At 60.4% G+C, this 26026-nt stretch carries 25 protein-coding genes and 1 pseudogene; 20 read left to right on the top strand and 6 right to left on the bottom strand.

Annotated elements, in window-relative coordinates; all coding sequences use genetic code 11:
• Window positions 1–32 precede the first annotated feature (32 nt).
• From PSEBG33_RS27885 to PSEBG33_RS29870, 13 genes and pseudogenes are all read left to right on the top strand, one after another.
• Complete coding sequence (locus tag PSEBG33_RS27885) at window positions 33–440, top strand: F0F1 ATP synthase subunit I (RefSeq protein WP_010565865.1); 408 nt, start codon at window positions 33–35, stop codon at window positions 438–440.
• Window positions 441–456: 16 nt separating this feature from the next.
• Entirely contained in the window at window positions 457–1326 is an 870-nt protein-coding gene (gene atpB / locus PSEBG33_RS00040; RefSeq protein WP_003195886.1) for a F0F1 ATP synthase subunit A, read from the top strand.
• A 133-nt stretch (window positions 1327–1459) separates the two neighbouring features.
• Complete coding sequence (gene atpE / locus PSEBG33_RS00045) at window positions 1460–1717, top strand: F0F1 ATP synthase subunit C (RefSeq protein WP_002555987.1); 258 nt, start codon at window positions 1460–1462, stop codon at window positions 1715–1717.
• A 56-nt stretch (window positions 1718–1773) separates the two neighbouring features.
• Window positions 1774–2244, top strand: a complete 471-nt coding sequence (locus tag PSEBG33_RS00050) for a F0F1 ATP synthase subunit B (RefSeq protein ID WP_005792603.1) — start codon at window positions 1774–1776, stop codon at window positions 2242–2244.
• A 12-nt stretch (window positions 2245–2256) separates the two neighbouring features.
• Entirely contained in the window at window positions 2257–2793 is a 537-nt protein-coding gene (locus PSEBG33_RS00055; protein WP_003195833.1) for a F0F1 ATP synthase subunit delta, read from the top strand.
• Window positions 2794–2814: 21 nt separating this feature from the next.
• Complete coding sequence (atpA, locus tag PSEBG33_RS00060) at window positions 2815–4359, top strand: F0F1 ATP synthase subunit alpha (protein WP_003195831.1); 1545 nt, start codon at window positions 2815–2817, stop codon at window positions 4357–4359.
• A gap of 50 nt (window positions 4360–4409) precedes the next feature.
• The gene (atpG, locus tag PSEBG33_RS00065; protein ID WP_005792602.1) at window positions 4410–5270 is read left to right on the top strand and encodes a F0F1 ATP synthase subunit gamma; all 861 of its coding nucleotides are present in this window, start codon (window positions 4410–4412) and stop codon (window positions 5268–5270) included.
• A 27-nt stretch (window positions 5271–5297) separates the two neighbouring features.
• The gene (gene atpD, locus PSEBG33_RS00070) at window positions 5298–6674 is read left to right on the top strand and encodes a F0F1 ATP synthase subunit beta (RefSeq protein ID WP_003195827.1); all 1377 of its coding nucleotides are present in this window, start codon (window positions 5298–5300) and stop codon (window positions 6672–6674) included.
• A 44-nt stretch (window positions 6675–6718) separates the two neighbouring features.
• Window positions 6719–7135, top strand: coding sequence for a F0F1 ATP synthase subunit epsilon (locus PSEBG33_RS00075; protein ID WP_005792601.1), 417 nt, complete (start codon window positions 6719–6721; stop codon window positions 7133–7135).
• A gap of 123 nt (window positions 7136–7258) precedes the next feature.
• Window positions 7259–8626, top strand: a complete 1368-nt coding sequence (gene glmU, locus PSEBG33_RS00080) for a bifunctional UDP-N-acetylglucosamine diphosphorylase/glucosamine-1-phosphate N-acetyltransferase GlmU (protein ID WP_005792600.1) — start codon at window positions 7259–7261, stop codon at window positions 8624–8626.
• Between the two features lie 229 nt (window positions 8627–8855).
• A complete protein-coding gene (locus PSEBG33_RS00085; RefSeq protein WP_005792599.1) occupies window positions 8856–9623 on the top strand; it encodes a DeoR/GlpR family DNA-binding transcription regulator in 768 nt (255 codons plus the stop codon).
• A 10-nt stretch (window positions 9624–9633) separates the two neighbouring features.
• Window positions 9634–11466 carry a glutamine--fructose-6-phosphate transaminase (isomerizing) gene (gene glmS, locus PSEBG33_RS00090; protein ID WP_005792598.1) on the top strand — a complete coding sequence of 611 codons (1833 nt, stop codon included), beginning with the start codon at window positions 9634–9636 and terminating at the stop codon, window positions 11464–11466.
• Window positions 11467–11550: 84 nt separating this feature from the next.
• Window positions 11551–11917 (top strand): annotated as a pseudogene (locus PSEBG33_RS29870) (hypothetical protein).
• A gap of 148 nt (window positions 11918–12065) precedes the next feature.
• Here the strand turns inward: PSEBG33_RS29870 and PSEBG33_RS00095 are convergent.
• Genes PSEBG33_RS00095 through PSEBG33_RS00120 form a run of 6 tightly spaced genes read right to left on the bottom strand, consistent with a single transcriptional unit; the run spans window position 12066 to window position 17746 of the window.
• A complete protein-coding gene (locus PSEBG33_RS00095) occupies window positions 12066–12998 on the bottom strand; it encodes a phosphatidate cytidylyltransferase (protein WP_005792597.1) in 933 nt (310 codons plus the stop codon).
• Between the two features lies 1 nt (window position 12999).
• On the bottom strand, window positions 13000–13620 hold the full coding sequence (locus tag PSEBG33_RS00100; RefSeq protein ID WP_005792596.1) for a lysophospholipid acyltransferase family protein: 621 nt from the start codon (window positions 13618–13620) through the stop codon (window positions 13000–13002).
• Between the two features lie 9 nt (window positions 13621–13629).
• Window positions 13630–14073, bottom strand: coding sequence for a hypothetical protein (locus PSEBG33_RS00105; protein ID WP_005792595.1), 444 nt, complete (start codon window positions 14071–14073; stop codon window positions 13630–13632).
• Window positions 14063–15361 carry a phosphatase PAP2/dual specificity phosphatase family protein gene (locus PSEBG33_RS00110; RefSeq protein ID WP_005792594.1) on the bottom strand — a complete coding sequence of 433 codons (1299 nt, stop codon included), beginning with the start codon at window positions 15359–15361 and terminating at the stop codon, window positions 14063–14065. Before PSEBG33_RS00110 ends, PSEBG33_RS00105 begins: the two co-directional genes overlap by 11 nt.
• A gap of 2 nt (window positions 15362–15363) precedes the next feature.
• Complete coding sequence (locus tag PSEBG33_RS00115; RefSeq protein WP_005792593.1) at window positions 15364–17112, bottom strand: bifunctional alpha/beta hydrolase/class I SAM-dependent methyltransferase; 1749 nt, start codon at window positions 17110–17112, stop codon at window positions 15364–15366.
• Between the two features lie 10 nt (window positions 17113–17122).
• A complete protein-coding gene (locus PSEBG33_RS00120; protein ID WP_005792592.1) occupies window positions 17123–17746 on the bottom strand; it encodes a CDP-alcohol phosphatidyltransferase family protein in 624 nt (207 codons plus the stop codon).
• A 308-nt stretch (window positions 17747–18054) separates the two neighbouring features.
• Here PSEBG33_RS00120 and hflK (PSEBG33_RS00125) point away from each other — a divergent pair, with 308 nt between their 5' ends.
• The 7 genes from hflK (PSEBG33_RS00125) (at window position 18055) to PSEBG33_RS00155 (ending at window position 25956) form a co-directional block, all read left to right on the top strand.
• On the top strand, window positions 18055–19980 hold the full coding sequence (gene hflK, locus PSEBG33_RS00125; protein ID WP_005792591.1) for a protease modulator HflK: 1926 nt from the start codon (window positions 18055–18057) through the stop codon (window positions 19978–19980).
• Window positions 19981–19992: 12 nt separating this feature from the next.
• Window positions 19993–20982: a protease modulator HflC gene (hflC, locus tag PSEBG33_RS00130; RefSeq protein ID WP_005792590.1), complete on the top strand. Its 990-nt coding sequence runs from the start codon at window positions 19993–19995 to the stop codon at window positions 20980–20982.
• The gene (hflK, locus tag PSEBG33_RS00135; RefSeq protein WP_005792589.1) at window positions 20979–22013 is read left to right on the top strand and encodes a protease modulator HflK; all 1035 of its coding nucleotides are present in this window, start codon (window positions 20979–20981) and stop codon (window positions 22011–22013) included. Before hflC ends, hflK (PSEBG33_RS00135) begins: the two co-directional genes overlap by 4 nt.
• Window positions 22010–23896, top strand: a complete 1887-nt coding sequence (locus PSEBG33_RS00140; RefSeq protein ID WP_005792588.1) for a cation-translocating P-type ATPase — start codon at window positions 22010–22012, stop codon at window positions 23894–23896. The genes hflK (PSEBG33_RS00135) and PSEBG33_RS00140 overlap by 4 nt, the downstream gene beginning before the upstream one ends.
• 116 nt (window positions 23897–24012) lie before the next feature.
• Window positions 24013–24264 (top strand): membrane protein, encoded by a 252-nt coding sequence (locus tag PSEBG33_RS00145; RefSeq protein ID WP_003195792.1) that lies wholly within the window; start codon window positions 24013–24015, stop codon window positions 24262–24264.
• Between the two features lie 67 nt (window positions 24265–24331).
• Window positions 24332–25177 carry a DUF692 domain-containing protein gene (locus tag PSEBG33_RS00150; protein ID WP_005792587.1) on the top strand — a complete coding sequence of 282 codons (846 nt, stop codon included), beginning with the start codon at window positions 24332–24334 and terminating at the stop codon, window positions 25175–25177.
• On the top strand, window positions 25168–25956 hold the full coding sequence (locus PSEBG33_RS00155) for a DNA-binding domain-containing protein (RefSeq protein WP_005792586.1): 789 nt from the start codon (window positions 25168–25170) through the stop codon (window positions 25954–25956). The genes PSEBG33_RS00150 and PSEBG33_RS00155 overlap by 10 nt, the downstream gene beginning before the upstream one ends.
• Window positions 25957–26026: the final 70 nt, after the last annotated feature.

Genomic DNA, 26026 nt, shown 5'->3' with positions numbered 1-26026 from the left:
TTCCGGCAGCCGACCATTGAGGAGCAAGAGTGATGGAAACCCGCACGCCAAACACGTTGCCGTTCCATCGCTTGGCTGTTTTTCCGGTTTTGTTGGCTCAATTTGTCATTTTGCTGATCGCCGCTTTGGCGCTTTGGTACTGGCATGGAGTCGTAGCCGGATATTCAGGACTCTGCGGAGGCCTGATAGCCTTGCTGCCCAATATGTATTTTGCTCACAGGGCTTTTCGGTTTTCCGGCGCCCGAGCAGCCCAGGCTATCGTGCGGTCTTTTTATGCCGGCGAAGCAGGGAAACTGATTTTGACGGCAGTGCTGTTTGCACTGACCTTTGCAGGTGTGAAGCCATTGGCGCCGCTGGCTGTATTCGGCGTCTTCGTGTTGACCCAACTGGTCAGCTGGTTCGCTCCCCTGCTAATGAAAACAAGACTTTCGAAACCTTAGGGCGTTTGAGGCAACCATGGCAGAAACAACCGCTTCGGGCTATATCCAGCACCACTTGCAGAACCTGACCTTCGGTCAGCTTCCTAATGGCGGCTGGGGCTTTGCCCACACCGCAGCAGAAGCCAAAGAAATGGGTTTCTGGGCTTTCCACCTGGATACTCTGGGTTGGTCGGTCGCATTGGGTCTGATCTTCGTCCTGATTTTCCGCATGGCGGCAAAGAAGGCGACTTCCGGTCAGCCAGGTGCTTTGCAGAACTTCGTTGAAGTATTGGTCGAATTCGTCGATGGCAGCGTGAAAGACAGCTTCCATGGCCGTAGCCCGGTGATTGCACCGTTGGCACTGACCATCTTCGTCTGGGTGTTCCTGATGAACGCCGTCGACCTGATCCCGGTGGACTGGATTCCTCAGTTGGCCATGGCGATCTCCGGCGATCCGCACATCCCATTCCGTGCCGTATCCACCACTGACCCGAACGCTACCCTGGGCATGGCCCTGTCGGTGTTCGCGTTGATCATTTTCTACAGCATCAAGGTCAAGGGCATCGGTGGCTTCATCGGCGAACTGACCCTGCACCCGTTCGGCAGCAAGAACATCTTCGTTCAAGCCCTGCTGATCCCGGTGAACTTCCTGCTGGAATTCGTGACCCTGATCGCCAAGCCGATTTCCCTGGCTCTGCGACTGTTCGGCAACATGTATGCCGGCGAGCTGGTGTTCATTCTGATCGCTGTGATGTTCGGCAGCGGTCTGCTCTGGCTTAGCGGCCTGGGCGTAGTACTGCAGTGGGCGTGGGCTGTGTTCCACATCCTGATCATTACCCTGCAGGCCTTCATCTTCATGATGCTGACCATCGTCTATCTGTCGATGGCGCACGAAGAGAACCATTAAGACCAGTCTCGACTAGTCTGATGTCCTTCCCGGTCAAACGGGAAGGTGGCCCAACAGGGCTATGAAACGATTTGTTTTACCGCTTTAAAATCTAAAAAACCTAAACCATACGACGTAAAAGTCGGGAGGAAAGATGGAAACTGTAGTTGGTCTAACCGCTATCGCTGTTGCACTGTTGATCGGCCTGGGCGCCCTGGGTACTGCCATTGGTTTCGGCCTGCTGGGCGGCAAATTCCTGGAAGGCGCAGCGCGTCAGCCAGAAATGGTCCCAATGCTGCAAGTTAAAATGTTCATCGTCGCCGGCCTGCTCGACGCCGTGACCATGATCGGCGTTGGTATCGCACTGTTCTTCACCTTCGCGAACCCCTTCGTTGGTCAACTCGCTGGCTAATCACTCGAATTTTCGAGTGATTGGGGTGATGGACAACGAATGAGCGAGGTGTTGGCGTGAACATTAATGCAACCCTGATTGGCCAATCCGTTGCGTTCTTCATTTTTGTAGTGTTTTGCATGAAGTTCGTGTGGCCTCCGGTCATCGCGGCTTTGCACGAACGTCAGAAGAAGATCGCGGATGGTTTGGACGCTGCCAGCCGTGCAGCTCGCGACCTGGAGTTGGCCCACGAGAAAGTGGGTCAGCAACTGCGCGAAGCTAAAGCAAAGGCAGCCGAGATCATTGAGCAAGCCAAGAAACGCGGTAACCAGATCGTCGAAGAGGCTGTTGAAAAAGCCCGCGTCGAAGCTGACCGTGTGAAGGCTTCGGCTCATGCCGAGATCGAACAGGAACTGAACGGCGTCAAAGACGCGCTGCGTGCCCAACTGGGTGCTCTGGCGGTCGGCGGTGCTGAGAAGATCCTCGGTGCCACAATCGATCAAAACGCGCACGCGGAGCTGGTTAACAAACTGGCTGCTGAAATTTAAGCGAGGGCGATCATGGCAGAACTGACCACGTTGGCCCGACCTTACGCTAAGGCAGCCTTCGAGCACGCCCAGGCCCACCAGCAGCTGGCCTCTTGGTCAGCCATGCTCGGCCTGGCTGCAGCAGTGTCGCAAGACGACACCATGCAGCGCGTGCTCAAGGCCCCGCGCCTGACGAGCGCAGACAAGGCCGCCACTTTTATTGAAGTGTGCGGCGACAAGTTTGATGTGAAGGTGCAGAACTTCATCCACGTCATTGCCGAAAACGACCGTCTCCCGCTATTGCCGGAGATCGCCGCTCTGTTCGACCTGTACAAGGCCGAAGCAGAGAAATCGGTAGACGTTGAAGTGACCAGTGCTTTCGCATTGAACCAAGAACAGCAAGACAAACTCGCCAAGGTTCTCAGTGCACGACTCAATCGGGAAGTGCGCCTGCAAGCTTCGGAGGACGCATCCCTGATTGGTGGTGTTGTTATCCGTGCCGGCGACCTGGTTATCGATGGCTCGATTCGCGGCAAAATCGCGAAACTTGCCGAAGCATTGAAATCTTGAGTTTGAAGGGGCAGCAGAGCAATGCAGCAACTCAATCCTTCCGAAATAAGTGAAATTATCAAGGGCCGCATCGACAAGCTCGATGTGACCTCCCAAGCCCGTAACGAAGGCACTGTCGTCAGCGTATCTGACGGCATCGTGCGGATTCACGGTCTGGCCGACGTAATGTACGGCGAGATGATCGAGTTTCCGGGCGGCGTCTACGGTATGGCCCTCAACCTGGAGCAAGACTCCGTAGGTGCCGTTGTATTGGGCGCGTACACCAGTCTGGCTGAAGGCATGAGCGCCAAGTGCACAGGCCGCATCCTGGAAGTTCCGGTTGGTAAGGAACTGCTGGGTCGCGTAGTCGACGCACTGGGTAACCCTGTTGACGGTAAAGGTCCACTGGGCAACACCGAGACCGACGCGGTCGAGAAAGTTGCTCCAGGCGTGATCTGGCGTAAGTCGGTAGACCAGCCTGTACAGACTGGCTACAAGGCTGTCGATGCCATGATCCCGGTCGGCCGTGGCCAGCGTGAGCTGATCATCGGTGACCGTCAGATCGGTAAAACCGCTCTGGCGATCGACGCGATCATCAACCAGAAAGACAGCGGCATTTTCTGCGTCTACGTAGCCATCGGTCAGAAGCAATCGACCATCGCCAACGTGGTTCGCAAGCTGGAAGAAAACGGCGCCCTGGCCAACACGATCATCGTGGCTGCCAGTGCTTCGGAATCTCCTGCGCTGCAATTCCTGGCACCGTACTCCGGTTGCACCATGGGTGAATTCTTCCGCGACCGCGGTGAAGACGCGCTGATCGTTTATGACGATCTGTCCAAGCAAGCAGTGGCTTACCGCCAGATTTCCCTGCTGCTGCGCCGTCCACCAGGCCGTGAAGCCTACCCAGGCGACGTGTTCTATCTCCACTCCCGTCTGCTGGAGCGCGCTTCCCGCGTTTCGGAAGAATACGTAGAGAAGTTCACCAACGGCGCAGTGACCGGCAAAACCGGTTCCCTGACCGCACTGCCGATCATCGAAACCCAGGCTGGCGACGTTTCCGCGTTCGTTCCGACCAACGTGATTTCCATCACTGACGGTCAGATCTTCCTGGAATCGGCCATGTTCAACTCCGGGATCCGTCCTGCTGTGAACGCCGGTGTTTCGGTATCCCGTGTGGGTGGTGCCGCTCAGACCAAGATCATCAAGAAGCTTTCCGGTGGTATCCGTACCGCTCTGGCTCAGTACCGTGAACTGGCGGCATTCGCCCAGTTCGCTTCTGACCTGGACGAAGCGACCCGTAAGCAACTTGAGCATGGTCAGCGCGTTACCGAGCTGATGAAGCAGAAGCAATACGCCCCAATGTCGATCGCTGACATGGCGTTGTCGCTGTATGCCGCTGAGCGTGGGTTCCTGACCGACGTTGAAATCGCCAAGGTCGGCAGCTTTGAACAAGCGCTGATTGCTTACTTCAACCGCGATCACGCCGAATTGATGGCGAAGATCAACGTGAAGGGTGACTTCAATGACGATATCGACGCTGGCATGAAAGCCGGTATCGAGAAGTTCAAGGCCACCCAAACCTGGTAAGCCGCAGCGGGAGCCGCAAGGCTCCCGCTTGCTAACCTGATAGGTGTTACATGGCAGGCGCAAAAGAGATTCGCAGTAAGATTGCGAGCATCAAAAGCACGCAAAAAATTACCAGCGCCATGGAAAAAGTGGCGGTCAGCAAAATGCGCAAGGCACAAATGCGCATGGCTGCTAGCCGTCCTTATGCGGAGCGTATCCGCCAGGTAATTGGGCATCTGGCCAACGCCAACCCGGAATACCGCCACCCGTTCATGATCGAGCGCGCCGTCAAGCGTGCAGGTTATGTGGTAGTGAGCAGTGACCGTGGTTTGTGCGGTGGTCTGAATACCAACCTGTTCAAGGCCCTGGTCAAGGACATGGCGGTAAACCGCGAAAACGGCGTCGAGATCGATCTGTGTGTGGTGGGTAGCAAGGGTGCGGCCTTTTTCCGCAACTTCGGCGGTAACGTCGTTGCAGCTATCAGCCATCTGGGTGAAGAGCCGTCGATCAATGATTTGATCGGCAGTGTGAAGGTGATGCTGGATGCGTACCTGGAAGGCCGTATTGACCGCCTTTCCGTGGTATCCAACAAGTTCATCAACACCATGACCCAGCAGCCAACCGTGGAGCAATTGATTCCACTGGTGGCGACTCCGGATCAGGAACTCAAGCACCACTGGGACTACCTCTACGAACCAGACGCCAAAGAGCTGCTTGACGGCTTGATGGTGCGCTACGTGGAGTCGCAGGTGTACCAGGCGGTGGTCGAGAACAACGCAGCTGAACAAGCGGCGCGGATGATCGCGATGAAAAACGCTACCGATAACGCCGGTGATCTGATCAGCGATTTGCAGCTGATCTACAACAAGGCGCGTCAGGCTGCGATCACCCAAGAGATCTCGGAAATCGTCGGCGGCGCTGCCGCGGTTTAACGGTTCAAATATTCAGAGGATCCAGCTATGAGTAGCGGACGTATCGTTCAAATCATCGGCGCCGTTATCGACGTGGAATTTCCACGCGACAGCGTACCGAGCATCTACAACGCGCTGAAAGTACAAGGCGCGGAAACTACCCTGGAAGTTCAGCAGCAGCTGGGCGACGGCGTAGTTCGTACCATTGCGATGGGTTCCACCGAAGGCTTGAAGCGCGGTCTGGACGTTGTCGACACTGGCGCTGCCATCTCCGTACCGGTCGGTAAAGCGACCCTGGGCCGGATCATGGACGTACTGGGCAACCCGATCGACGAAGCTGGCCCGATTGCCACCGAAGAGCGCTGGGGCATTCACCGCGCAGCACCTTCGTTCGCAGAACAAGCGGGCGGCAACGACCTGCTGGAAACCGGCATCAAGGTTATCGACCTGGTTTGCCCGTTCGCCAAAGGCGGTAAAGTCGGTCTGTTCGGTGGTGCCGGTGTAGGCAAGACCGTAAACATGATGGAACTGATCCGTAACATCGCCATCGAGCACAGCGGTTATTCCGTGTTCGCAGGTGTGGGTGAGCGTACTCGTGAGGGTAACGACTTCTACCACGAGATGAAGGACTCCAACGTTCTGGACAAAGTGGCACTGGTTTACGGTCAGATGAACGAGCCGCCGGGAAACCGTCTGCGCGTAGCACTGACTGGCCTGACCATGGCCGAGAAGTTCCGTGACGAAGGTAACGACGTTCTGTTGTTCGTCGACAACATCTACCGTTACACCCTGGCCGGTACTGAAGTATCCGCACTGCTGGGCCGTATGCCTTCTGCAGTAGGTTACCAGCCGACCCTGGCTGAAGAGATGGGCGTTCTGCAAGAACGTATCACTTCGACCAAGGAAGGTTCGATCACCTCGATCCAAGCGGTATACGTACCTGCGGATGACTTGACCGACCCGTCGCCAGCCACCACCTTCGCCCACTTGGACGCCACCGTCGTTCTGTCCCGTGACATCGCTTCCCTGGGTATCTACCCAGCGGTCGATCCACTCGACTCGACTTCGCGCCAGCTGGATCCGAACGTGATCGGCCAGGAGCACTACGACACCGCTCGCGGCGTTCAGTACGTGCTGCAGCGTTACAAAGAACTGAAGGACATCATTGCGATCCTGGGTATGGACGAGCTGTCGGAAGCCGACAAGCAGTTGGTAAACCGTGCTCGTAAGATCCAGCGTTTCTTGTCGCAGCCGTTCTTCGTGGCTGAAGTCTTCACCGGTGCCTCGGGTAAATACGTTTCCCTGAAAGACACCATTGCTGGCTTCAAAGGCATCCTCAACGGTGACTACGACCACCTGCCAGAACAAGCGTTCTACATGGTCGGCGGCATCGAAGAAGCGATCGAGAAAGCCAAGAAACTGTAATCCAGGCGCCCGGCAACGGGCGCTCATCAGGTTGAGGCAATCAGATGGCTATGACAGTCCATTGCGATATCGTCAGCGCGGAAGGGGAAATTTTCTCCGGTCTGGTCGAGTTTGTAACAGCGCACGGCGACTTGGGTGATCTTGGTATCGCCATGGGTCACGCTCCGCTGATCACAAGCTTGAAGCCAGGTCCGATCACTCTGACCAAGCAAGGCGGGGAAAAAGAGGTGTTCTACATCTCTGGTGGTTTCCTCGAGGTTCAGCCGAACATGGTCAAGGTACTTGCCGACACCGTGCAACGTGCTGGCGACCTGGATGAAGCCTCCGCTCAGGAAGCCGTCAAGGCTGCCGAGAAGGCCCTGAACGAAAAAGGCGCAGACTTCGACTACAGCGCTGCTGCAGTTCGTCTGGCCGAGGCTGCAGCTCAGCTGCGTACGCTCCAGCAGATCCGCAAGAAGTAAGCGGCCTTGCCGTTACACTTCATGCGTGATTGATTAAAAAGGGTGGCCTCGGCTACCCTTTTTCTTTTTTTGCAAAACACTTCTTTGGTCTGAACCCGGACCGCCCAGGATTGGTAGCCATTCATGTCTCTTGAAATCGTCATTCTCGCCGCAGGCCAGGGCACCCGTATGCGTTCAGCCCTGCCCAAGGTGCTGCACCCGGTCGCGGGTAACTCCATGCTGGGTCATGTTATCCACAGCGCCCGGCAATTGGACCCGCAGCGTATTCATGTGGTGATCGGCCACGGTGCCGATGTGGTCCGCGAGCGCTTGGCAGCGGACGACTTGAATTTCGTATTGCAAGACAAGCAACTGGGCACCGGCCACGCTACCGCGCAAGCCGTACCCTTCATTGCCGCCGACACGGTGCTGATCCTCTATGGCGATGTACCGCTGATTGAAGTAGAAACCCTGCAACGTCTGCTCAAGCACGTTGTGCCTGGCCAGATGGGCTTGCTGACTGTTGAGTTGGACGACCCTACCGGCTATGGCCGCATCGTGCGCAATGCCGACGGCAAGGTTGCCGCGATCGTCGAGCACAAGGACGCCAGCGAAGCCCAGCGCGCCATTACTGAAGGCAACACCGGCATTCTTGCCGTACCTGCCGATAAGCTGGGCGACTGGATGAGCCGTCTGTCCAACAACAATGCCCAGGGCGAGTACTACCTCACCGACGTCATTGAGATGGCCGTCAGTGATGGCCTGGTGGTCGCCACTGAGCAGCCCCACGACCCGATGGAAGTGCAGGGCGCCAACGACCGCAAGCAGCTTGCAGAGCTGGAGCGTCACTACCAGTTGCGTGAAGGCCTGCGTCTGATGGCCCAGGGCGTGACCCTGCGTGACCCGGCGCGTTTCGATGTGCGTGGCGACGTAACAGTAGGCCGCGACGTGCTGATCGATATCAACGTGATCCTCGAAGGCCGCGTGATCATTGAAGACAACGTGGTCATCGGCCCGAACTGCGTGATCAAGGACAGCACCTTGCGCAAAGGCGTGGTCGTCAAGGCCAACAGCCATGTCGACGGTGCCGTGATGGGCGAGGGCAGCGATGCGGGCCCGTTTGCACGGTTGCGTCCGGGGAGCGAGCTGGGGGCCAAGGCCCATGTGGGTAACTTTGTCGAACTGAAAAACGCTCACCTTGGCGAAGGTGCAAAAGTCGGTCACCTGACTTACCTGGGCGATGCCGTCATCGGCGCCCGCACCAATATTGGTGCCGGCACCATCACCTGCAACTACGACGGCGCCAACAAGTACCAGACGACGATTGGTGAAGATGTATTCATTGGCTCCAATAACTCGCTGATTGCACCCGTCACCATTGGCGATGGTTCAAATACAGCGGCAGGCTCGACCATCAACCAGGATGTGGATAAGTCCCAGCTGGCTGTAGCCCGCGCCCGTCAACGCAACATCGACGGTTGGAAACGCCCGGTCAAAATCAAGAAGACCTGAGTTATCCACACCGTTGGCAGTTTCAAAACTCCAATGTGGGAGGGTGCTTGCTCCCGATAGCGGTGGACCAGTCAACTCATCAGGTGACTGACACAGCGCCATCGGGGGAAAGCCCCCTCCCACATTTGTCGGTGTTGTTTAAAAAAATAGTTATCGCCCCGCTTGACGATCTTTCGCCAATAGGTTTTGATTGCCTTCGTTATCTTTCGAAACGAAACTTATCATCGCCATGTCGAAACGAAATACTCCCCAGCGGCGCCACAATATCCTGACCTTGCTCAATGAACAGGGCGAAGTCAGCGTGGACGAATTGGCCAAGCGTTTCGAAACTTCGGAAGTCACCATCCGCAAGGACTTGGCCGCCCTCGAAAGTAACGGCCTGCTCCTGCGTCGCTACGGTGGCGCAATCACCATGCCCCAAGAGCTGGTGGGTGACGCCGCCCAGCCCATCTCGGCCTACAAGCGCGCTATTGCCCGTGCCGCCGTGGTGCGCTTGCGTGAACATGCGCGCATCATCATCGACAGCGGCAGCACCACCGCCGCCATGATTCCGGAACTCGGTCATCAACCCGGGCTGGTGGTTATGACCAATTCCTTGAATGTGGCCCGCGCCCTGAGCGAACTGGAACATGAACCGGTGCTGTTAATGACCGGCGGTACCTGGGACCCGCATTCGGACTCGTTCCAGGGGCAGGTCGCCGAGCAGGTGCTGCGTTCCTACGATTTCGATCAGTTGTTCATCGGCGCCGACGGCATCGACTTGCAGCGCGGCACCACCACCTTCAACGAACTGCTGGGCCTGAGCCGTGTGATGGCTGAGGTCGCCCGTGAAGTGGTGGTGATGGTCGAGTCCGACAAGATTGGCCGCAAGATTCCCAACCTGGAACTGCCCTGGAGCAGCGTCCATACCCTTATTACCGATGATCGCCTGCCACTTGAGGCCCGCGACCAGATCCAAGCCCGCGGCATTACGCTGATATGCGCGGCAGTCATCTAGGAGAAACACCATGTGTGGAATTGTTGGCGCAGTCGCCGAACGTAACGTAACTGCCATCCTGATCGAAGGCCTCAAGCGCCTGGAATACCGCGGCTATGACAGCGCAGGCGTGGCCGTCTTCACCAACGCCGGCAAGCTGGAGCGTATGCGCCGCCCGGGCAAGGTCAGCGAGTTGGACCAGGCTCTGGCCGGCGAGCCTCTGGCGGGTCGCCTGGGTATCGCCCACACCCGTTGGGCCACCCACGGCGCGCCGTGCGAACGCAACGCCCACCCGCATTTTTCCGGTGACCTGGCGGTGGTGCACAACGGCATCATCGAAAACCACGAAGTGCTGCGTGAGCAACTCAAGGGCCTGGGCTACGTGTTCACCTCGGACACCGACACCGAAGTGATCGCCCACCTGCTCAACCACAAGCTCAAAGACCACAGTGACCTGACCACAGCCCTCAAGGCCACAGTCAAAGAGCTGCACGGCGCCTACGGCCTGGCCGTGATCAGTGCCAGCCAACCTGACCGCTTGGTTGCCGCGCGCAGTGGCAGCCCATTGGTAATCGGCCTGGGCCTGGGCGAGAACTTCCTTGCCTCCGACCAACTGGCCCTGCGCCAGGTGACCGACCGTTTCATGTACCTGGAAGAAGGCGATATTGCCGACATCCGCCGTGAAAGCGTACAGATCTGGGACGTTGACGGTCAGTCGGTCGAGCGTGAAGCCGTGCAATACCGCGACGGGGCCGAAGCCGCCGACAAAGGCGAGTTCCGCCACTTCATGCTCAAGGAAATCCACGAGCAGCCATCCGTGGTGCAACGCACCCTGGAAGGTCGGCTGAGCCAGAACCAGGTGCTGGTCAACGCCTTCGGCCCGCAAGCCGCCGAACTGTTCGCCAAAGTGCGCAATGTACAAATCGTCGCCTGCGGCACCAGCTACCACGCCGGTATGGTCGCGCGTTATTGGCTGGAAGAATTGGCCGGCATCCCGTGCCAAGTCGAAGTTGCCAGCGAGTTCCGCTATCGCAAAGTGGTAGTGCAGCCAGACACCCTGTTCGTGACCATCTCCCAGTCCGGCGAAACCGCCGACACCCTGGCGGCCCTGCGCAATGCCAAGGAGCTGGGCTTCCTCGGCAGCCTGGCCATCTGCAACGTCAGCATCAGCTCCCTGGTGCGTGAATCCGACCTGACCCTGCTGACCCAGGCTGGTCGCGAAATCGGCGTGGCCTCCACCAAGGCCTTCACTACCCAATTGGTAGGCCTGTTGTTGCTGACCCTGTCCCTGGGTCAAGTACGCGGCACCCTCGCCGAGGGCGTCGAAGCCACTCTGGTGGAAGAACTGCGTCGTCTGCCGACCCGCCTGGGTGAAGCCCTGGCCATGGACAGCACCGTGGAAAAAGTCGCCGAGCTGTTCGCCGACAAGAACCACACCCTGTTCCTCGGCCGTGGCGCGCAATACCCGGTGGCAATGGAAGGCTCGCTGAAACTCAAGGAAATCTCGTACATCCACGCCGAAGCCTACCCGGCCGGCGAGCTGAAGCACGGCCCACTGGCCTTGGTGGATGACGACATGCCGGTGGTCACCGTCGCGCCGAACAACGAACTGCTGGAGAAGCTCAAGTCCAACCTGCAGGAAGTACGCGCCCGTGGTGGCCAACTGATCGTCTTCGCAGACGAGAAGGCGGGCATGACCAATGGCGAAGGCACTCACGTGATCAACATGCCGCACATCCACGACACGCTGTCGCCGATCCTCTACACCATCCCGCTGCAATTGCTGTCGTACTACGTCGCCGTGCTCAAGGGCACCGACGTTGACCAGCCGCGTAACCTGGCGAAGTCGGTGACGGTGGAGTAAGGCTTACTGACGTACCCAAAAGGGGCTGTTTTCAACAGCCCCTTTTTTACGTTTTGGATTCGCTTAATTCAAGGATGCGTACTGATGCAAAACTCTCCTGCTACTGTCCACGCACGTTTGCACGATCGTCGGTTTGCGGTCGCGAACAACGTCCAAGGGGTGTCCGGCACCGGCACTGTGTTTCATTACCAAATCGAAGATGGCGTGATTTCGAGCACTTACCAGGGTGGCCGGATTCGCATGGGCACGCAGGTCGGGCGGGTGACCGGTGCAGAGACCATCGAGCTGCTATTTCAGTGCGTGACCCTGGAAGGTGAACTGCTCGCGGGGTGGTCACGTGGCACGGTAGGCGTGGATCACGCCGGGCGCACGACGCTGAGTTTTGTTTGGGGCTGGCTAATGGGTGCGACGGGAGGCGGGGGAGTCTCGCTACGTCGAGATTACTGCCTGATGGTCTTGAAAGCACACAGGAGCCAAGGTGGGAGGGGGCTTGCTCCCGATATAGGTGGACCAGTCAAGGTATCTGATGACTGTCACACCGCTATCGGGAGCAAGCCCCCTCCCACAGTTTGTTCTTTGTCAGTATCGAGGGCTGGTGCTCAGGTCCACCAGTAGCGCACGAGGTGAAAGAAGATCGGCGCCGCAAAGCACACCGAATCCAGCCGATCCAACATCCCGCCGTGCCCTTCGATCATGTGCCCCCAGTCTTTTACGCCGCGGTCACGCTTGATCGCTGACATCACAATCCCGCCGGCAAAGCCCAGCAAGTTGATCAGCAGCGCGATCAGGAACGACTGCCAAGGATTGAACGGCGTGGTCCACCACAGCGCTGCACCGATCAGTGAAGACAACAGGATCCCGCCGACAAAACCTTCCACGGTCTTGGACGGCGATAGATTGGGCGCGATCTTGTGTTTGCCGAACAGTTTGCCGCATACGTATTGCAGCACGTCCGAAAGCTGCACCACGATCACCAGGTAAGCGATCAACAACAGGTTGCGGCCTTCGTAGCCGGGGATGTCCAACGTCAGCAGGGCGGGGACGAAGGACACGCAGAACACTGCGATCATCAACCCCCACTGCACTTTCGAGGCGCGTTCCAGAAAGTGCGTACTGTCGCCGCCCAGGGAGGCGAGGATCGGCAGCAGCAAAAACACGTACACCGGGATGAAGATCGAGAATAGCCCGTACCAGTCGGCGTAGATCAGCACGTATTGCAGCGGCAGGGCCAGGTAGAACGCGGCCACCAGAGCGGGGTAATCGCTGCGGCGGGTCGGGGTGAGGGTGAGGAATTCGCGCAGGGCGTAGAACGATACCGCGTAGAACAGCAGGATCACCGCGCCGGTGCCGAGCCAGAAGGCGACGCCGATCACTACCACCATGACCCACCACGCGTTGATGCGGGCGTTGAGGTTGTCGATGACTGCGTTGGGGCTGCCACGGGTGCGCAGTTTGAGGATCAGGCCGATCAGCGAGGCGATGACCAGAATCGCGCCGATGCCGCCGAACAACATCAGGGTTTGGCTATCCATTTCAGGAGTGCTCCGGGGCGAGGGCGAGCAGGGCGTCGCGGGTGCGGGCGAGGAATGCGGCTTTGTCTTCGCCTTCTGCCAATTGCAGGGGGGCACCGAAGCTGGTTGTGCATAACAACGGCAGTGGCAGCACACGCCCTTTGGGCATGACCCGGTTGAGGTTGGCTATCCACACGGGAACCAACTCGGCCTGTGGGTAACTCTTTGCCAGGTGATACAAGCCGCTTTTGAACGGCAGCAAACCCTCCTCCAGATTGCGCGTGCCTTCTGGAAAGATGATCAGCGAGTCACCGCCTTCCAGGGCCGCGAGCATGGGCAGCAATGGGTTATCCACAGGCTCTTTGCGCTCGCGGTCGATCAGCACGCCATTGAACACCCGGTTGATGATGTAGCGGCGCAGCGCGCTCTTGTTCCAGTAATCGCTGCCGGCCACTGGGCGCGTGAACTTGCGCAGGTTCTGCGGCAGCGACGCCCACACCAGCACGAAGTCACCGTGGCTGCTGTGGTTGGCGAAATAGATGCGTTGCACCGGTACTGGCGCGCACCCCAGCCACAGGCTGCGAGCGCCGGTGACGGTGCGGGCCATGGAGGTAATCAGCGTGGCGACCACGGGTTCGAACATGGGAATTCCTTATCCGGCGAAAGGTAGCCAAGGGCTGGCGAGGATGACGCCCATGGTCAGCAGCGCTTGCGCGCCCAGCAACCAGGCTTGTTTACGCAACAGTTTGAGGGCACCACGGCGGCGTTCGGTCCACGGCCGGCCGGCTCGCTTGGACGATTGCAGGCCGAGGGTTTGCAGGGCCTGGTCAAGGTCTGGGGTGCGGGTAACGTCGCGGGCCAGCAAGGCGAACAGGTCGGCGTCGAAGGCCACTCGCAGCGCCCAGTACTTTTGCAGCAGGCCCAGCACGATCATCCACAGGGCCAGCAGCAGGCAGATCGTCGAGATACTGGCCAACAACAATTGGGCGAGGCCGAACAGTACGCCGAGCAACGTCAGGCCTGTGGATAACTGATCCAGGGAACGGCCACGGCGTAGCAGGCTGGCGACTACCTGGAGTTCCATATCAGCGGGCATGGTGCAAACCCTCCAACGCTTTACGGTGTGCGGGGTGCAGGACCACATTGGCCCGTGCTGTACGAATAATAGCCAGTGCTTCATCAACTGTGGCGGCTCGGCCAGTATTCAGCAGCCAGGCAGCGACAGCGGTGGCGCTACGGGAGTAACCGAGAGCACAGCACACCAGCAAGGGGCCGCTCGTTCGCAGGCGTTCAATGGCGTGTGCGGCTTCCAGGCATTCGTCGGGTGTCGGGGTGATGAGGTCCAGTACCGGCACGCAGGCATAAGCGCGGCCCAGTGGATTAATCGGCAGTTCGGCGCACAGATCGACAATGGCCTTGAATGAACCCTGCTCGCTGGCCGTAGGAATGCGCCCCAGCCAGACGTTATCCACAATCAGGTCCGGCTGTGGATGTTTGCGTGTCCACAGCCGCGAATTGACCCACGCACCCGCTAAATAAGGCGCATACAACCAGCGGGCTGCAGGCGTAAGGCGGCCATCCGCACGTTTTTGAAAGCCCGACGCGCCGATCACAAGGTAGTTGGCTGTGATCAAACCCAGGGAAACCGCTGGCCACAGCAGCCACAGCCAGCCGCCGCCCAGTACCAGGGCAAGTGCCAGCAGTAATAGCGTACCCAGCCCGTAGCGCACGGCCAAGCGCCAGCGTTGGGTATCCCGCGTCAACCGCGCACTCAACAATGGGCTCGGGTGCTCCACTGGCCATAACCACACGCACAGCCACCCCGCGAGGGCGCCTGTGGGTAAGTCGATAAAGTGATGTTGATAAGTGGTCAGCACCGAGATGCCGATCAGCGCAAACCAGCCATGCACCACCCAGCGCCAGACTCCCTGGGTGTGCCGCTGATACATGACCCACAGGATCACCAGCAGCGCGATATGCAGCGAAGGTGCCTGGTTGAACGGTTTGTCGAAACCGGCCAGCACCGCGAATAGCCAGCCAAACACCCCGTCCAGCTCTGGCCGCTCAAAGGTGAAGCGCAGCGGCCAGATCAGGAAGCAGCTGACGGCAATCACCTGCGCACTCAGCAGGCGCAGTGCATGTTGTTTCAGCTCATGCCGTGTATTGGGTAGCAGCAGAGAGAAGCCGTAGAGCAGGTCGATGGACCAATAGGGCACGATGGTCCAGGCCCAGAACGGCATATGGCTTTCCCAGCCGAACACCAGCGTGCCGACGTCGCTGCGCTGGCTGGTGACCCAGGTGGCGAAGCCGTAGGTGCTGAAAAACAGCGGCGCCAATAGCAGCAGCCAGAGCACCGCGGGTTTCAATAAACCGGGTTCGCGCATGTTCAGATCTTCTGTGCCAGGGACACAGTGAAAATGCCCCACTCATCCACGCGCTGGGTGATCTTGCGAAAGCCCGCGGCTTCAACCAACTGGTCCATTTCCGCCTGGCTGCGCCGACGCATCACCCAGGCCTGGCCCTGGCGGTGGCTGGTGAGCGCGCGGGCAATCAGCTCCAACTGCGGGTGCCACGGCTGCCCGGTGTAGACCAGGTAACCGCCAGGTTCCACAGCTTCGGCCAGCCCCGCCAGTGAACCACCGACCATGGCGTTATCGGCGAACAACTCATACAGGCCCGACACCACGGCCAGGGTCGGCCTGGGGTCCAGGGCGGCCAGGTCAGTGCGGTCGAACGCATCGCCTTTGACGAACTGGGCGATGTCCCCCAAGCCCTTCTCGCGAATCAGCGCGCCACCGTCGCGCACGTTGATGTCGCTGTAGTCGCGCAGCAGGATCGACTCCGGCAACGGCGATACGCCCTGCAAGGCTTCAAGGATGTAACGGCCGTGGCCGGCGGCGATATCGACGATACGGACCTCGCGGTGCTCGTCACGCAGCTTGGTCATGGCCAGGCGCAGCAGTTCCTCGACGTTCAGCTTGCGCTGGCGAATACCGCGCCAGCCAATGGAGTTGAGGTAGTTGGTGTCGATCATCCGCCCCAGCCCGCCCTTGCCGGTAGGCTTATTGCGATACACGTAGTCCAGCGTGCTGCCGGAGTCGAAACCGGTGTCGAAGCCCAGTTTCACGCCGTCCGACAGGTTCTTGCCCAGGCCCATGCTGGCGCGGGTCATGCGCCAGTAGAGGTCGCGCAGCGAATTGCGTGGCAGCGGCGCGGCAAGGGATTCGGATTCGGCGCAGGTGGCGCCAAGTTTGTCGGCGTCCAGTAGAGAGGCGCGGTCCAGCGGGTGTGCGAAGTTCTGCAAGATAAAGCGTTTGGCGCTGCTCACGGCCACGGCTCGATCACGTTCACCGAGGGTGTCGTGGAAAAACCCAGGGAGGATATGCAGCTCTTTTTTCAGGCTGCCGAGGCGGTCGAAAAATTGTTGCTGGGGTTTACGGTGCACCACAAAATCGGAGCCGGAGATAAGCAACTGGGTAGGCACCTGGATCGCCTGGGCGTCGGCTACAACCCGGTCGGCCGCTTCGTACAGGCCCAGCAGCACATTCACCGAGATGGCCTTGGTGATCAGCGGATCGCTGTCGTAGGACGCTACCCGTTCCGGGTCATGGCTGAGGAACTTGGCCTTGACGTAGCTGTTGACGAAAAAGTTGCCGCGAAACCTGCGCATCAAGGCCAGGCCCGGGCGGGCGAAGGGCACGTACAGCTTGACCTTGAAAGCGGGCGAGGCGAGCACCAGGGCGCGGATTTTTGGCGCGTAGTCGTGAACCCAGGTGGCCGCGATCACTGCGCCGACGCTTTGGGCGATCACGGCCAGGTTTTGCTCTTCGATGCCGTAGGTGGCGCCGATATGGTCGCAGAAGGTCTGCACATCACGGGCACTGGTGGCAAAGCTGGGGCTGTCGCCGCGCTCGCCGGGCGATTGGCCGTGGCCGCGGGCGTCCCAGGCGAAGAAATCAAACCCCGGCAAGTCCAGTTCATCCACCAGGTGGGCAATACGTCCGGAGTGCTCATGGCCACGATGGAACAACAGGATTGCCTTGCGCGGCCCGGCGTCTGCCGTGGCCGGCCAGTGCCGGTAGAAAAGCTCGACGCCATCATGGGTACTGAAGGTGTGCTCTTGCTGTTCGCGCATCGCAAAATCCTTATGCAGAAGGGGGAGTTTGTTGCTGTTCTTTGAGACCCTGACGCACCCGGTTGACCAAGGTATAGGCGAGCAGGGCGGCGATCAGCCACATCACTGCCTCGACCCAACCGGCGCCGAGCCAGCCCAGCGCCACGCCGGTGGCCAGTACACCCAGTACAAAAGCCCGATCACTCTTGCCCATCGGCCCGTCATAGCGACGCGATGCGCCCACCATCGGCCCCAACACACCGGCGTACTCGCTGAAGACCGCAAGCAGTGTCACCAGCACCACCGGCACCGGGCTCACGCCGGGGATCAGGGCAAAGGGCAGGATCAGCGCGCTGTCGGCGATCACATCGCACAGTTCATTGAGGTAAGCGCCGAGGCGTGACTGCTGGCCGAATTCTCGAGCGAGCATGCCGTCGATGGCGTTGAGGGCCATGCGCACGATCATCCATAAAGGGATCAACGCAAACAGCCAGAGGTGTTGGGCGAAGCCTGCGATCAACAACCCCACCAGCAGCGAAACAACTCCGGCCAGCACGGTGATCTGGTTGGCGGTGGTGCCGTTGTCGTAGAGGCGCTGCACAAGCGGGCGCAGCAGGTTTTGAAACCGCGGTTTGAGTTGGTAGATGGAAATCATGGGGTGGCGCTTCCTTGTCCGTGAACCCGCGAAAAGCTGTTTCGGAGTGTGCCGATTAATCGCAGCCGACACCAGTGATGGCTCGTGTTTATAGGGGGTTAGTCACAATCCAGAGAGCACAGCAAAACAAATGTGGGAGGGGGCTTGCCCCCGATTGCGGTGTACCAGTAACTAATCAGTCGACTGACACACTGCTATCGGGGGCAAGCCCCCTCCCACAAGGGATTCAGAGTGGATGCAAAAGCGAACAAAAATTTCACGCTTCGTGTTATATCGTAACGAATTGTGTACAGGTGGGCATTGAGCGGATGCAGGTGGATTTAGAAGCTGATGGCGCTTCGGTAGAAGGCCTGGCGCGTTTTCAGCAAGGGCTGTTCCATGCCCGTCGGTTACGCCAAGCGGGTATCAGCCTGACGACCCTGGCGATCAGCGGATGGGTGTTGGCGCTGTTCGTGGCGTTGTTTGCGCCACTGTCGATCTGGCCGGTGGTGTTGATCAACTGCGCTTCGGCCCTGCTGCTGTTGGTGGCCGGGTTGCAGTCGGCCTGGTGGGTGGCTGATTGGCGTGCCCAGGCGCTGGAGGTGCCGAGCGCTGAGTTGATTGAGCAACCCATTGAGCCCACTGCCTGGCACAAGGGGCTGATCAACCGTTTCGGCAACGGCCTGCTGGCGCAAGTTGGCGCACCGGTGCTGTGGTTGGCTGGCTGGTCGTTGCTGGCGTTGGTCAGCGTTATCCAGTTCTGGGACCTGGCCTTGCCTGCTGCGGCCATCGGTCAGTCCGCCAGCATCGGTGCGGCGCTGGCATTGGGGCTGGCTTTTGGCTTGCTGGTGTTCGAGCGTCGCCTGGCCCAGGAAACCGCCGCCCAGTGGCCGGAAGCTTCACAGCTGGCGCAGTTGAGTCGGGTGGCGATTATCTGCCTGGTGCTGAGTGCCATCTGCCTGTTGTTTGCCAATGCCGAGTCGGTGTGGCCGCTGCGTCTGGCGACACTCGTCGGCCTGTTGCCGGCGCTGGTGGCGCTGGAGTTCCTGCTGCGGGGCGTGCTGTCGCTGTTCAGCCCGCGCCAGCCGCGCCTTGAGCCGCGCTTGATGGCGCAGAGTTTTATCGCCGGCCTGCTGCGTTGGCCGCCACAACCGTTGCTGGCGTTGCAGCATGAATTGCACAACCGTTTTGGCATCGACCTGCGCCAGATCTGGGCCTTCACCTACATGCGCCGGGCTTTCCTGCCGGTGTTGCTGGTGGTGCTGGCGGTAGGCTGGGCGCTGACCGGCGTGCATGAAGTGCCCCTGCAAGGGCGTGGGATTTATGAGCGCTTCGGCAAACCGGTCGAGGTGTTCGGCCCCGGTCTGCATACGGGTTTGCCGTGGCCGCTGGGCCGCGTACTCAACGTGGAGAACGGCGTGGTGCATGAACTGGCGACCAGCGTCAGCGAAGCCGCCACACCGGAGTTGGCCGCTGCCGAAGGCCCGGCGCCGTTGATTGCCAACCGCCTGTGGGACGCCAGCCATGTGAATGACAAATCCCAGGTCATCGCCAGCAGCAGCGGCGATAAGCAGGGCTTCCAGATCGTCAACATGGACGTGCGATTTGTCTACCGCATCGGCCTCACCGACCAGGCTGCGCTTGCCGCCACATACAACAGCGCGGACATACCCACCCTGATCCGCAGCACCGCCAGCCGCATCCTGGTGCATGACTTTGCCTCGCGCACCCTCGACGCATTGCTCGGGGAACAACGCACCAGCCTCGCCGACGAGATTGGCCGCACGGTGCAAGCAGACCTGCACACCCTCGACAGCGGGGTGGAGATCCTCGCCACGGTGGTTGAAGCGATCCACCCACCGGCCGGCGCCGCCAATGCTTACCACGGTGTGCAAGCTGCCCAGATCGGCGCCCAGGCACTGATTGCCCGTGAACGTGGCGCGGCCAGCGAGCAGACCAACCAGGCGCTGCTGCAAGCCAGCACCGTCCGTGATCAGGCCCAGGCCAGCGCCCGCGAAGTGAATGCTGGCGCCCAAGCGGCGAACCTGCGCTTTGCCGCCGAACAAAAAGCCTATGCCGCGGCGGGCCAGGCTTTCGTACTGGAACAGTACCTGAGCCAACTGAGCCTGGGCCTGGCCCACGCCAAGCTGCTTATTCTGGATCATCGTTTGGGCGCCGACAGTGCGCCGACGATCGATCTGCGTTCTTTTACTTTGCCCGCCGATCCACTGGCGCCGCGCAAAGCCGTTCAATAAGGAGTCTGTCTGTTGAGCGCTCATTCCCACGATCACGGTCATCATCATCACGGCCACCACCATCACCACCATGGTGATGAGCAAGCGGCCGGGCCTTTCCCTTGGCGGCGCATGGCCTGGGCGGCGTTACTGGTGCTGTTTGCCGTGGCAGCGGCGAGCCTGGTGCAGGTGCGCTCCGGCGAGGCCACGGTGATTACCCGCTTCGGCAACCCCGCGCGAGTGTTGTTGGAACCGGGCCTGGGCTGGCGCTGGCCGGCGCCATTCGAAGCGGCAATCCCGGTGGACCTGCGCCTGCGCACCACGTCCAGTGGCTTGCAGGACGTGGGCACCCGCGATGGCCTGCGGATTATCGTGCAGGCCTATGTGGCGTGGCAGGTGCAGGGCGATGCCGACAATGTGCAGCGCTTCATGCGCGCAGTGCAGAACCAGCCGGACGAAGCGGCGCGGCAGATCCGCGCCTTCGTCGGCTCGGCGCTGGAAACCACGGCGGCCAGCTTTGACCTGTCCAGTTTGATCAACACCGACGCCAGCCAAGTGCGCATCGCCGATTTTGAAGCGCAGTTGCGCCAGCAGATTGATCAACAATTGCTCGCCACCTACGGCGTGCGCGTGGCGCAGGTCGGCATCGAGCGCCTGACATTGCCTTCGGTGACACTCACCGCCACGGTTGATCGTATGCGCGCCGAGCGGGAAACCATCGCCACTGAACGTACCGCCGTGGGCAAGCGCGAAGCGGCGCAAATCCGCTCCGCCGCCGAGCGTGATGCGCGCATCGTGCAGGCCGATGCCACGGTGAAAGCCGCCGATATCGAAGCGCAATCGCGGGTAGAAGCCGCGCAGATTTATGGCCGTGCCTACGCGGGTAATCCGCAGTTGTACAACCTGCTGCGCTCGCTGGATACCTTGGGCACGGTGGTCACGCCGGGTACCAAAATCATCCTGCGCACCGACGCCGCGCCGTTCCGCGCCCTGGTGGATGGGCCGAAGGACATCCAGCCATGAGCGAACGCGACAGTCCCGACAGCCCCTGGATTCAGGCCGGGCGCCTGACCTTCCTGGCGCTGTACGCGGTCACTGTGTTGGCGGCGTTGGCCTGGGCCTTTTCCAATGTGCGCCAGATCGACCCGCAGAATCGCGCGGTGGTCCTGCACTTCGGCGCCCTTGATCGCATTCAGAACGCCGGGCTGTTGCTGGCCTGGCCGCAGCCGTTCGAGCAGGTGGTGTTGTTGCCGGCGGCGGACCGGGTGATCGAGCGCCGAGTGGAGAACCTGCTGCGTTCCGATGCGGCGTTGCAGGCCGATCGCGTGGCCAGTTTCGCTACGCCGTTGAGCGATGCCCTGGCCGGTTCCGGCTACCTGCTGACCGGCGATGCCGGGGTGGTGCAGTTGGATGTGCGGGTGTTCTACAAGGTGACCGAGCCCTATGCCTTCGTGTTGCAGGGCGACCACGTGTTGCCTGCGCTGGATCGGTTGGTGACGCGCAGCGCCGTAGCCCTGACGGCAGCGCGGGATCTGGACACCATTCTGGTAGCACGCCCTGAACTGATCGGCAGCGACAATGGCGCCGCCGAACGCCGCGAGCGACTGCGCGGCGACTTGGTGCAAGGCATCAATAAACGCCTGGCCGAGTTGGCTGCCAGCGGCTTGGGCCTGGGCATCGAAGTCACCCGCGTCGATGTGCAATCGAGCCTGCCGGGCCCGGCGGTGAATGCCTTCAACGCAGTGCTGACCGCCAGCCAGCAAGCGGATAAAGCGGTGGCCAACGCCCGCACCGAAGCGGAAAAACTCACCCAGACCGCGAATCAGGAGGCTGACCGCCAGGTGCAAGTCGCCCACGCCCAGGCCAGCGAACGCTTGGCCAATGCCCAGGCGCAAACCGCTACCGTCGCCAGCCTCGCCCAGGTCAAAGACCCCGGCTTGCTGTTGCGCCTGTACCGCGAACGCCTGCCGAAGATTCTCGGCCAGGCGGGTTCCGTGACCACCGTCGATCCCAAAGACGACTCCCGCTTGATCATCCAGGGAGCCGAACAATGAGCGCACCCATGCTGACCTCGGCCGAACAGCGCAGCGCTGCCCGGCAATTGACCCTGGCCATGCTCGCCCTTGGGTTGCTCGTGCTGGGCCTGGTGTGGCGCTGGCTGGCGCCGGATCAGAACGGTGTGAGCCAATTGCTGCTGGGGGTGGCATCGCTGTTGGTGGCGGTGCCGGTGATGCGTTCGGCCTGGTACAGCCTGCGCTTTCCCAGCTTGCACGGCATCACCGACCAACTGATTGCCCTGGCCATGCTTGGCGCCTGGGCCACCGGCGATCTGCTCACCGCCGCGTTGTTGCCGATCATCATGATCTTCGGCCATGTGCTGGAAGAGCGCAGCGTGATCGGCTCCCAGGAGGCGATCCATGCCCTGGGCAAACTCACCCGCAGCCACGCGCGTTTGGTACAGGCTGACGGATCCATTACCGAAGTGGATAACGCCACGCTGAAGCCCGGCGATATCGTCGAAGTGCGCGCCGGCGACCGCGTGCCGGCCGATGGCGTGGTGCTGTCCGGCCAGGCGAGCCTGGACACGGCGCCGATCACCGGTGAGTCAGTGCCGCTGGAAGCCGGCGTTGGCGTGCAGGTGTTTGGTGGCGCGATCAACCTTGATGGTCTGTTGCGCCTTGAAGTGACGCGCACTGGCAACGAATCGACCTTGGGCAAAGTCATCGCACTGATGCAGAACGCCGAGCGCTCCAAGCCGCCGATCACTCGGCTGCTGGAGCGTTATGCCGGTAGCTATATGGTGTTGGTGCTGTTGCTGGCGGCGGTCACCTGGTTCGTCACCAACGATGCGCAGGCGATGCTGGCGGTGCTGGTGGCGGCGTGCCCGTGTGCCTTGGTGCTGTCGGCGCCGGCCACGGCGATTGCCGGGATCGCCGTGGCGGCGCGTCATGGGATTCTGATTCGCAGCTCGGCGTTTCTCGAAGAATTGGCTGACCTGACCTCGTTGGTGGTCGACAAGACCGGCACCCTGACCTTTGGCACCCTGCGTTTGCAGTCCATCGAGACCACCGCACCGGATCGCCAGGAGCTGCTGAACCTGGCGGCCAGCCTCGGCTCGGCGAGCAGTCACCCGGTCAGCCGAGCGTTGGCGGGGTTGGCGACTCAGGAGCAGTTACTGGCGCTCACCGACATTCGCGAGCGTCAGGGCCTGGGCGTGGTCGCACAGACCGAACAGGGCGAAGCGGCGCTGGGGCGGCCGGAGTTGTTCGAACAATTGGGCATCGTCACCAGCGGCGTTCCCAGCCATGACGGCCCAATTGCCGGGTTGGCGTTGAACGGCGATTTCCTGGCCTGGCTGTTGCTGGCCGACAGCGTCAAGCCGGAGGCGCGCCAGGCCCTGCAAGAGTTGCGTGATTTGGGCCTGGGCCGCCAGTTGCTGCTGACCGGCGACCGCCAAAGCGTGGCCGACAGCCTGGCGCTGGAGGTGGGCATCAGTGATGTCGAAGCCCAAGCCTTGCCGGAAGACAAGCTCAACCGCGTGCTGGGTGAAATCAGCAGCGGCTTCCGGCCGATGGTGGTGGGCGATGGCATCAATGATTCGTTGGCGCTCAAGGCCGGTGTGGTTGGTGTGGCGATGGGGGCGGGCGGTGCCGATATCGCCCTGGCATCGGCGGACGTGGTGTTGATCGGCAGCGACTTGCGCCGCCTGGGTACCTGCGTGCGCTTGAGCCGCCAGTGCCGGCAGACGTTGCAGGTGAACGTGATCATCGGCCTGGGCTGGACGTTGGCCATCGTGGTGTTCGCGGCCTTTGGCTGGTTGGGCGCGGCGGGTGCCATGATTGCGGCGGTGCTGCATAACCTCAGTACCTTGCTGGTGCTGGGTAACGCTGGGCGGTTATTACGCTTCCAGGAGCCTCTGTTGAAGCTTGATGAATAATTTCAGAAATATTTGCACACGGCTGTAACGCCGATGGGGGGCCTCACTCTAGTGGTGTGTCGAGACTGAACAATCCGTTCGGACCGGCTCCACTACTGATCATGAGGAATACAACAATGAGCATTAAATCCGCTGCTGCTGGTGCCGCCCTCGCGATGGCCGCTGCTTCTCTGTTCGCGGGTGTGGCCACTCAGGTACAAGCCGCAGACGCCACCGTTCACTGCTACGGCGTGACCTCCTGCAAAGGCATGAACGACTGCAAAACCAAGGACCACGCGTGCAAGGGCCAGGGCGAGTGCAAAGGGATGGGCTTCAAGGCCATGACTAAATCGGCCTGCGACGCCGCTGGCGGTAAAGTCGGCGAGTAACCGGCAAACGAGTGCAACCGCGGCGGCTGCCTGCCACCGCTGCGGACACTTTGCCCTGGAGTGAGTCATGTCCGCGTCCCTTCCAAGTCTGGGTTACGGCCTGGGTTTACGCAGTGAGTACTACCAGCAGATCCTCGAACAGTCGCCGGCCGTGGATTGGTTCGAAGTGATCTCCGAGAATTATCTGGTGCAGGGCGGCAAAGCCTTGTACTACCTGGATGCGATAGCCGAGCGTTACCCCGTGGTAATGCACGGTGTGTCCTTGTCCATCGGTGGGCCCCATGCCCTCGATACCGATTACCTTGCGCAAATCAAACAGCTCGCCGAGCGCATCCAGCCGGCGTGGATTTCCGATCACCTGTGCTGGAGCCGCGGCAGCGCGCACCAGTTGCATGACCTGCTGCCGCTGCCCTACACCGAAGAAAGCCTCTATCACGTGGCCGGTCGTGTGCGTCAGGTGCAGGACGTGTTGCAGCGCCCGCTGGTGCTGGAAAACGTCTCCAGCTATGTGCGCTCCAAGGCTGATGAGTTCACCGAGTGGGAGTTCCTCAACGCTTTGGCCCACCTGAGCGGGTGCCAGTTGCTGCTGGATGTGAACAATGTGTATGTGAGTGCGCGTAACCATGGCTTTGATGCCTGGACGTTTATCCGCAACCTGCCGCCCGAGAGCATCCGCCAACTGCACCTGGCCGGGCATATGGACTACGGCGACTATGTGGTCGACACCCACGACCATCCTGTGTGCGACCCGGTGTGGGCGCTTTACCAACAGACCCTAGAGCATTTGGGGCCGGTGTCGACGCTGTTGGAGCGCGATGATCATTTCCCGCCGTTCGAAGAGTTGCTCACTGAGTTGAGCAAGGCCCGCGAGCTGGCTGCCAGCGCCCTGGCCAGGAGATCGCTATGCGCCTGATCGACTGGCAATTGGCTTTTGAAGAGCACCTGTTATCTGAACCTTGCGCTGCCAACAGCAGCTTTGCCGCCACCTTGCTGGGGGGGCCGACCCTGGATGTGGACACCGGCCTGGCGATTTACCACAACGCCTATCTGTCGCGATTGAAGGAAGTGCTGTGCCATGACTTCAGCGCTATCCGATATTGGCTGGGTGATGATGAATTTGCCGCGCTGAGCGAAGCCTACGTTCGCCGTTACCCCTCGGCCCACTACAGCCTGCGTTGGCTCGGTGAGCGCTTTTCGATGTTTATCCTTGAGCACTTGGTCGCAGAACAAAGTGCACCGCTGGCTGAATTGGCGCGCCTGGAGTGGGCGTTTACCCTGGCGTTCGATGCACCCCAGGGTACGCCGCTGACCGTGAATGACATGGCGCAATTGGCACCCGGGGACTGGCCGACGCTGCAGGTAAGCCTGGCGCCTTCAGTGCAGCATTTGCTGTGCCGTTTCAACACGGTGGCGATCTGGCGAGCCAGCAAGGATGCATCGGGTTTTCCCGGCAGCCAGGCGCTGGACCCGATGCAAATCTGCCTGGTATGGCGTCATCAGAATGTGTGTCACTACCGCAGCCTGGGGCCTGACGAAGCCTGTGCACTGGCAGGGATGGTGACTACCGGCTGGAATTTTTCAGAACTGTGCGCAGAGTTGGCAGTCACTTATTCAGAGGGTGCGTCGCTGCAAGCGGCCACGTGGCTGAAACAGTGGATCCAGGACGGTTTGCTCGAATTCCGAGCCCCATAGAGACGTGCTATTAAATCGATAGCCTCCTACTTTGTCTTCGGATGGTCTACCCTCACTCCAGACGTCTGAA

The sequence above is a fragment of the Pseudomonas synxantha BG33R genome, assembly GCF_000263715.2.
In the GTDB taxonomy this organism is placed as follows: Bacteria; Pseudomonadota; Gammaproteobacteria; order Pseudomonadales; family Pseudomonadaceae; genus Aquipseudomonas; species Aquipseudomonas synxantha_A.
The sequence above is the reverse complement of the archived record's forward strand: the minus strand, read 5'-3'. Positions and strand labels throughout refer to the sequence as shown.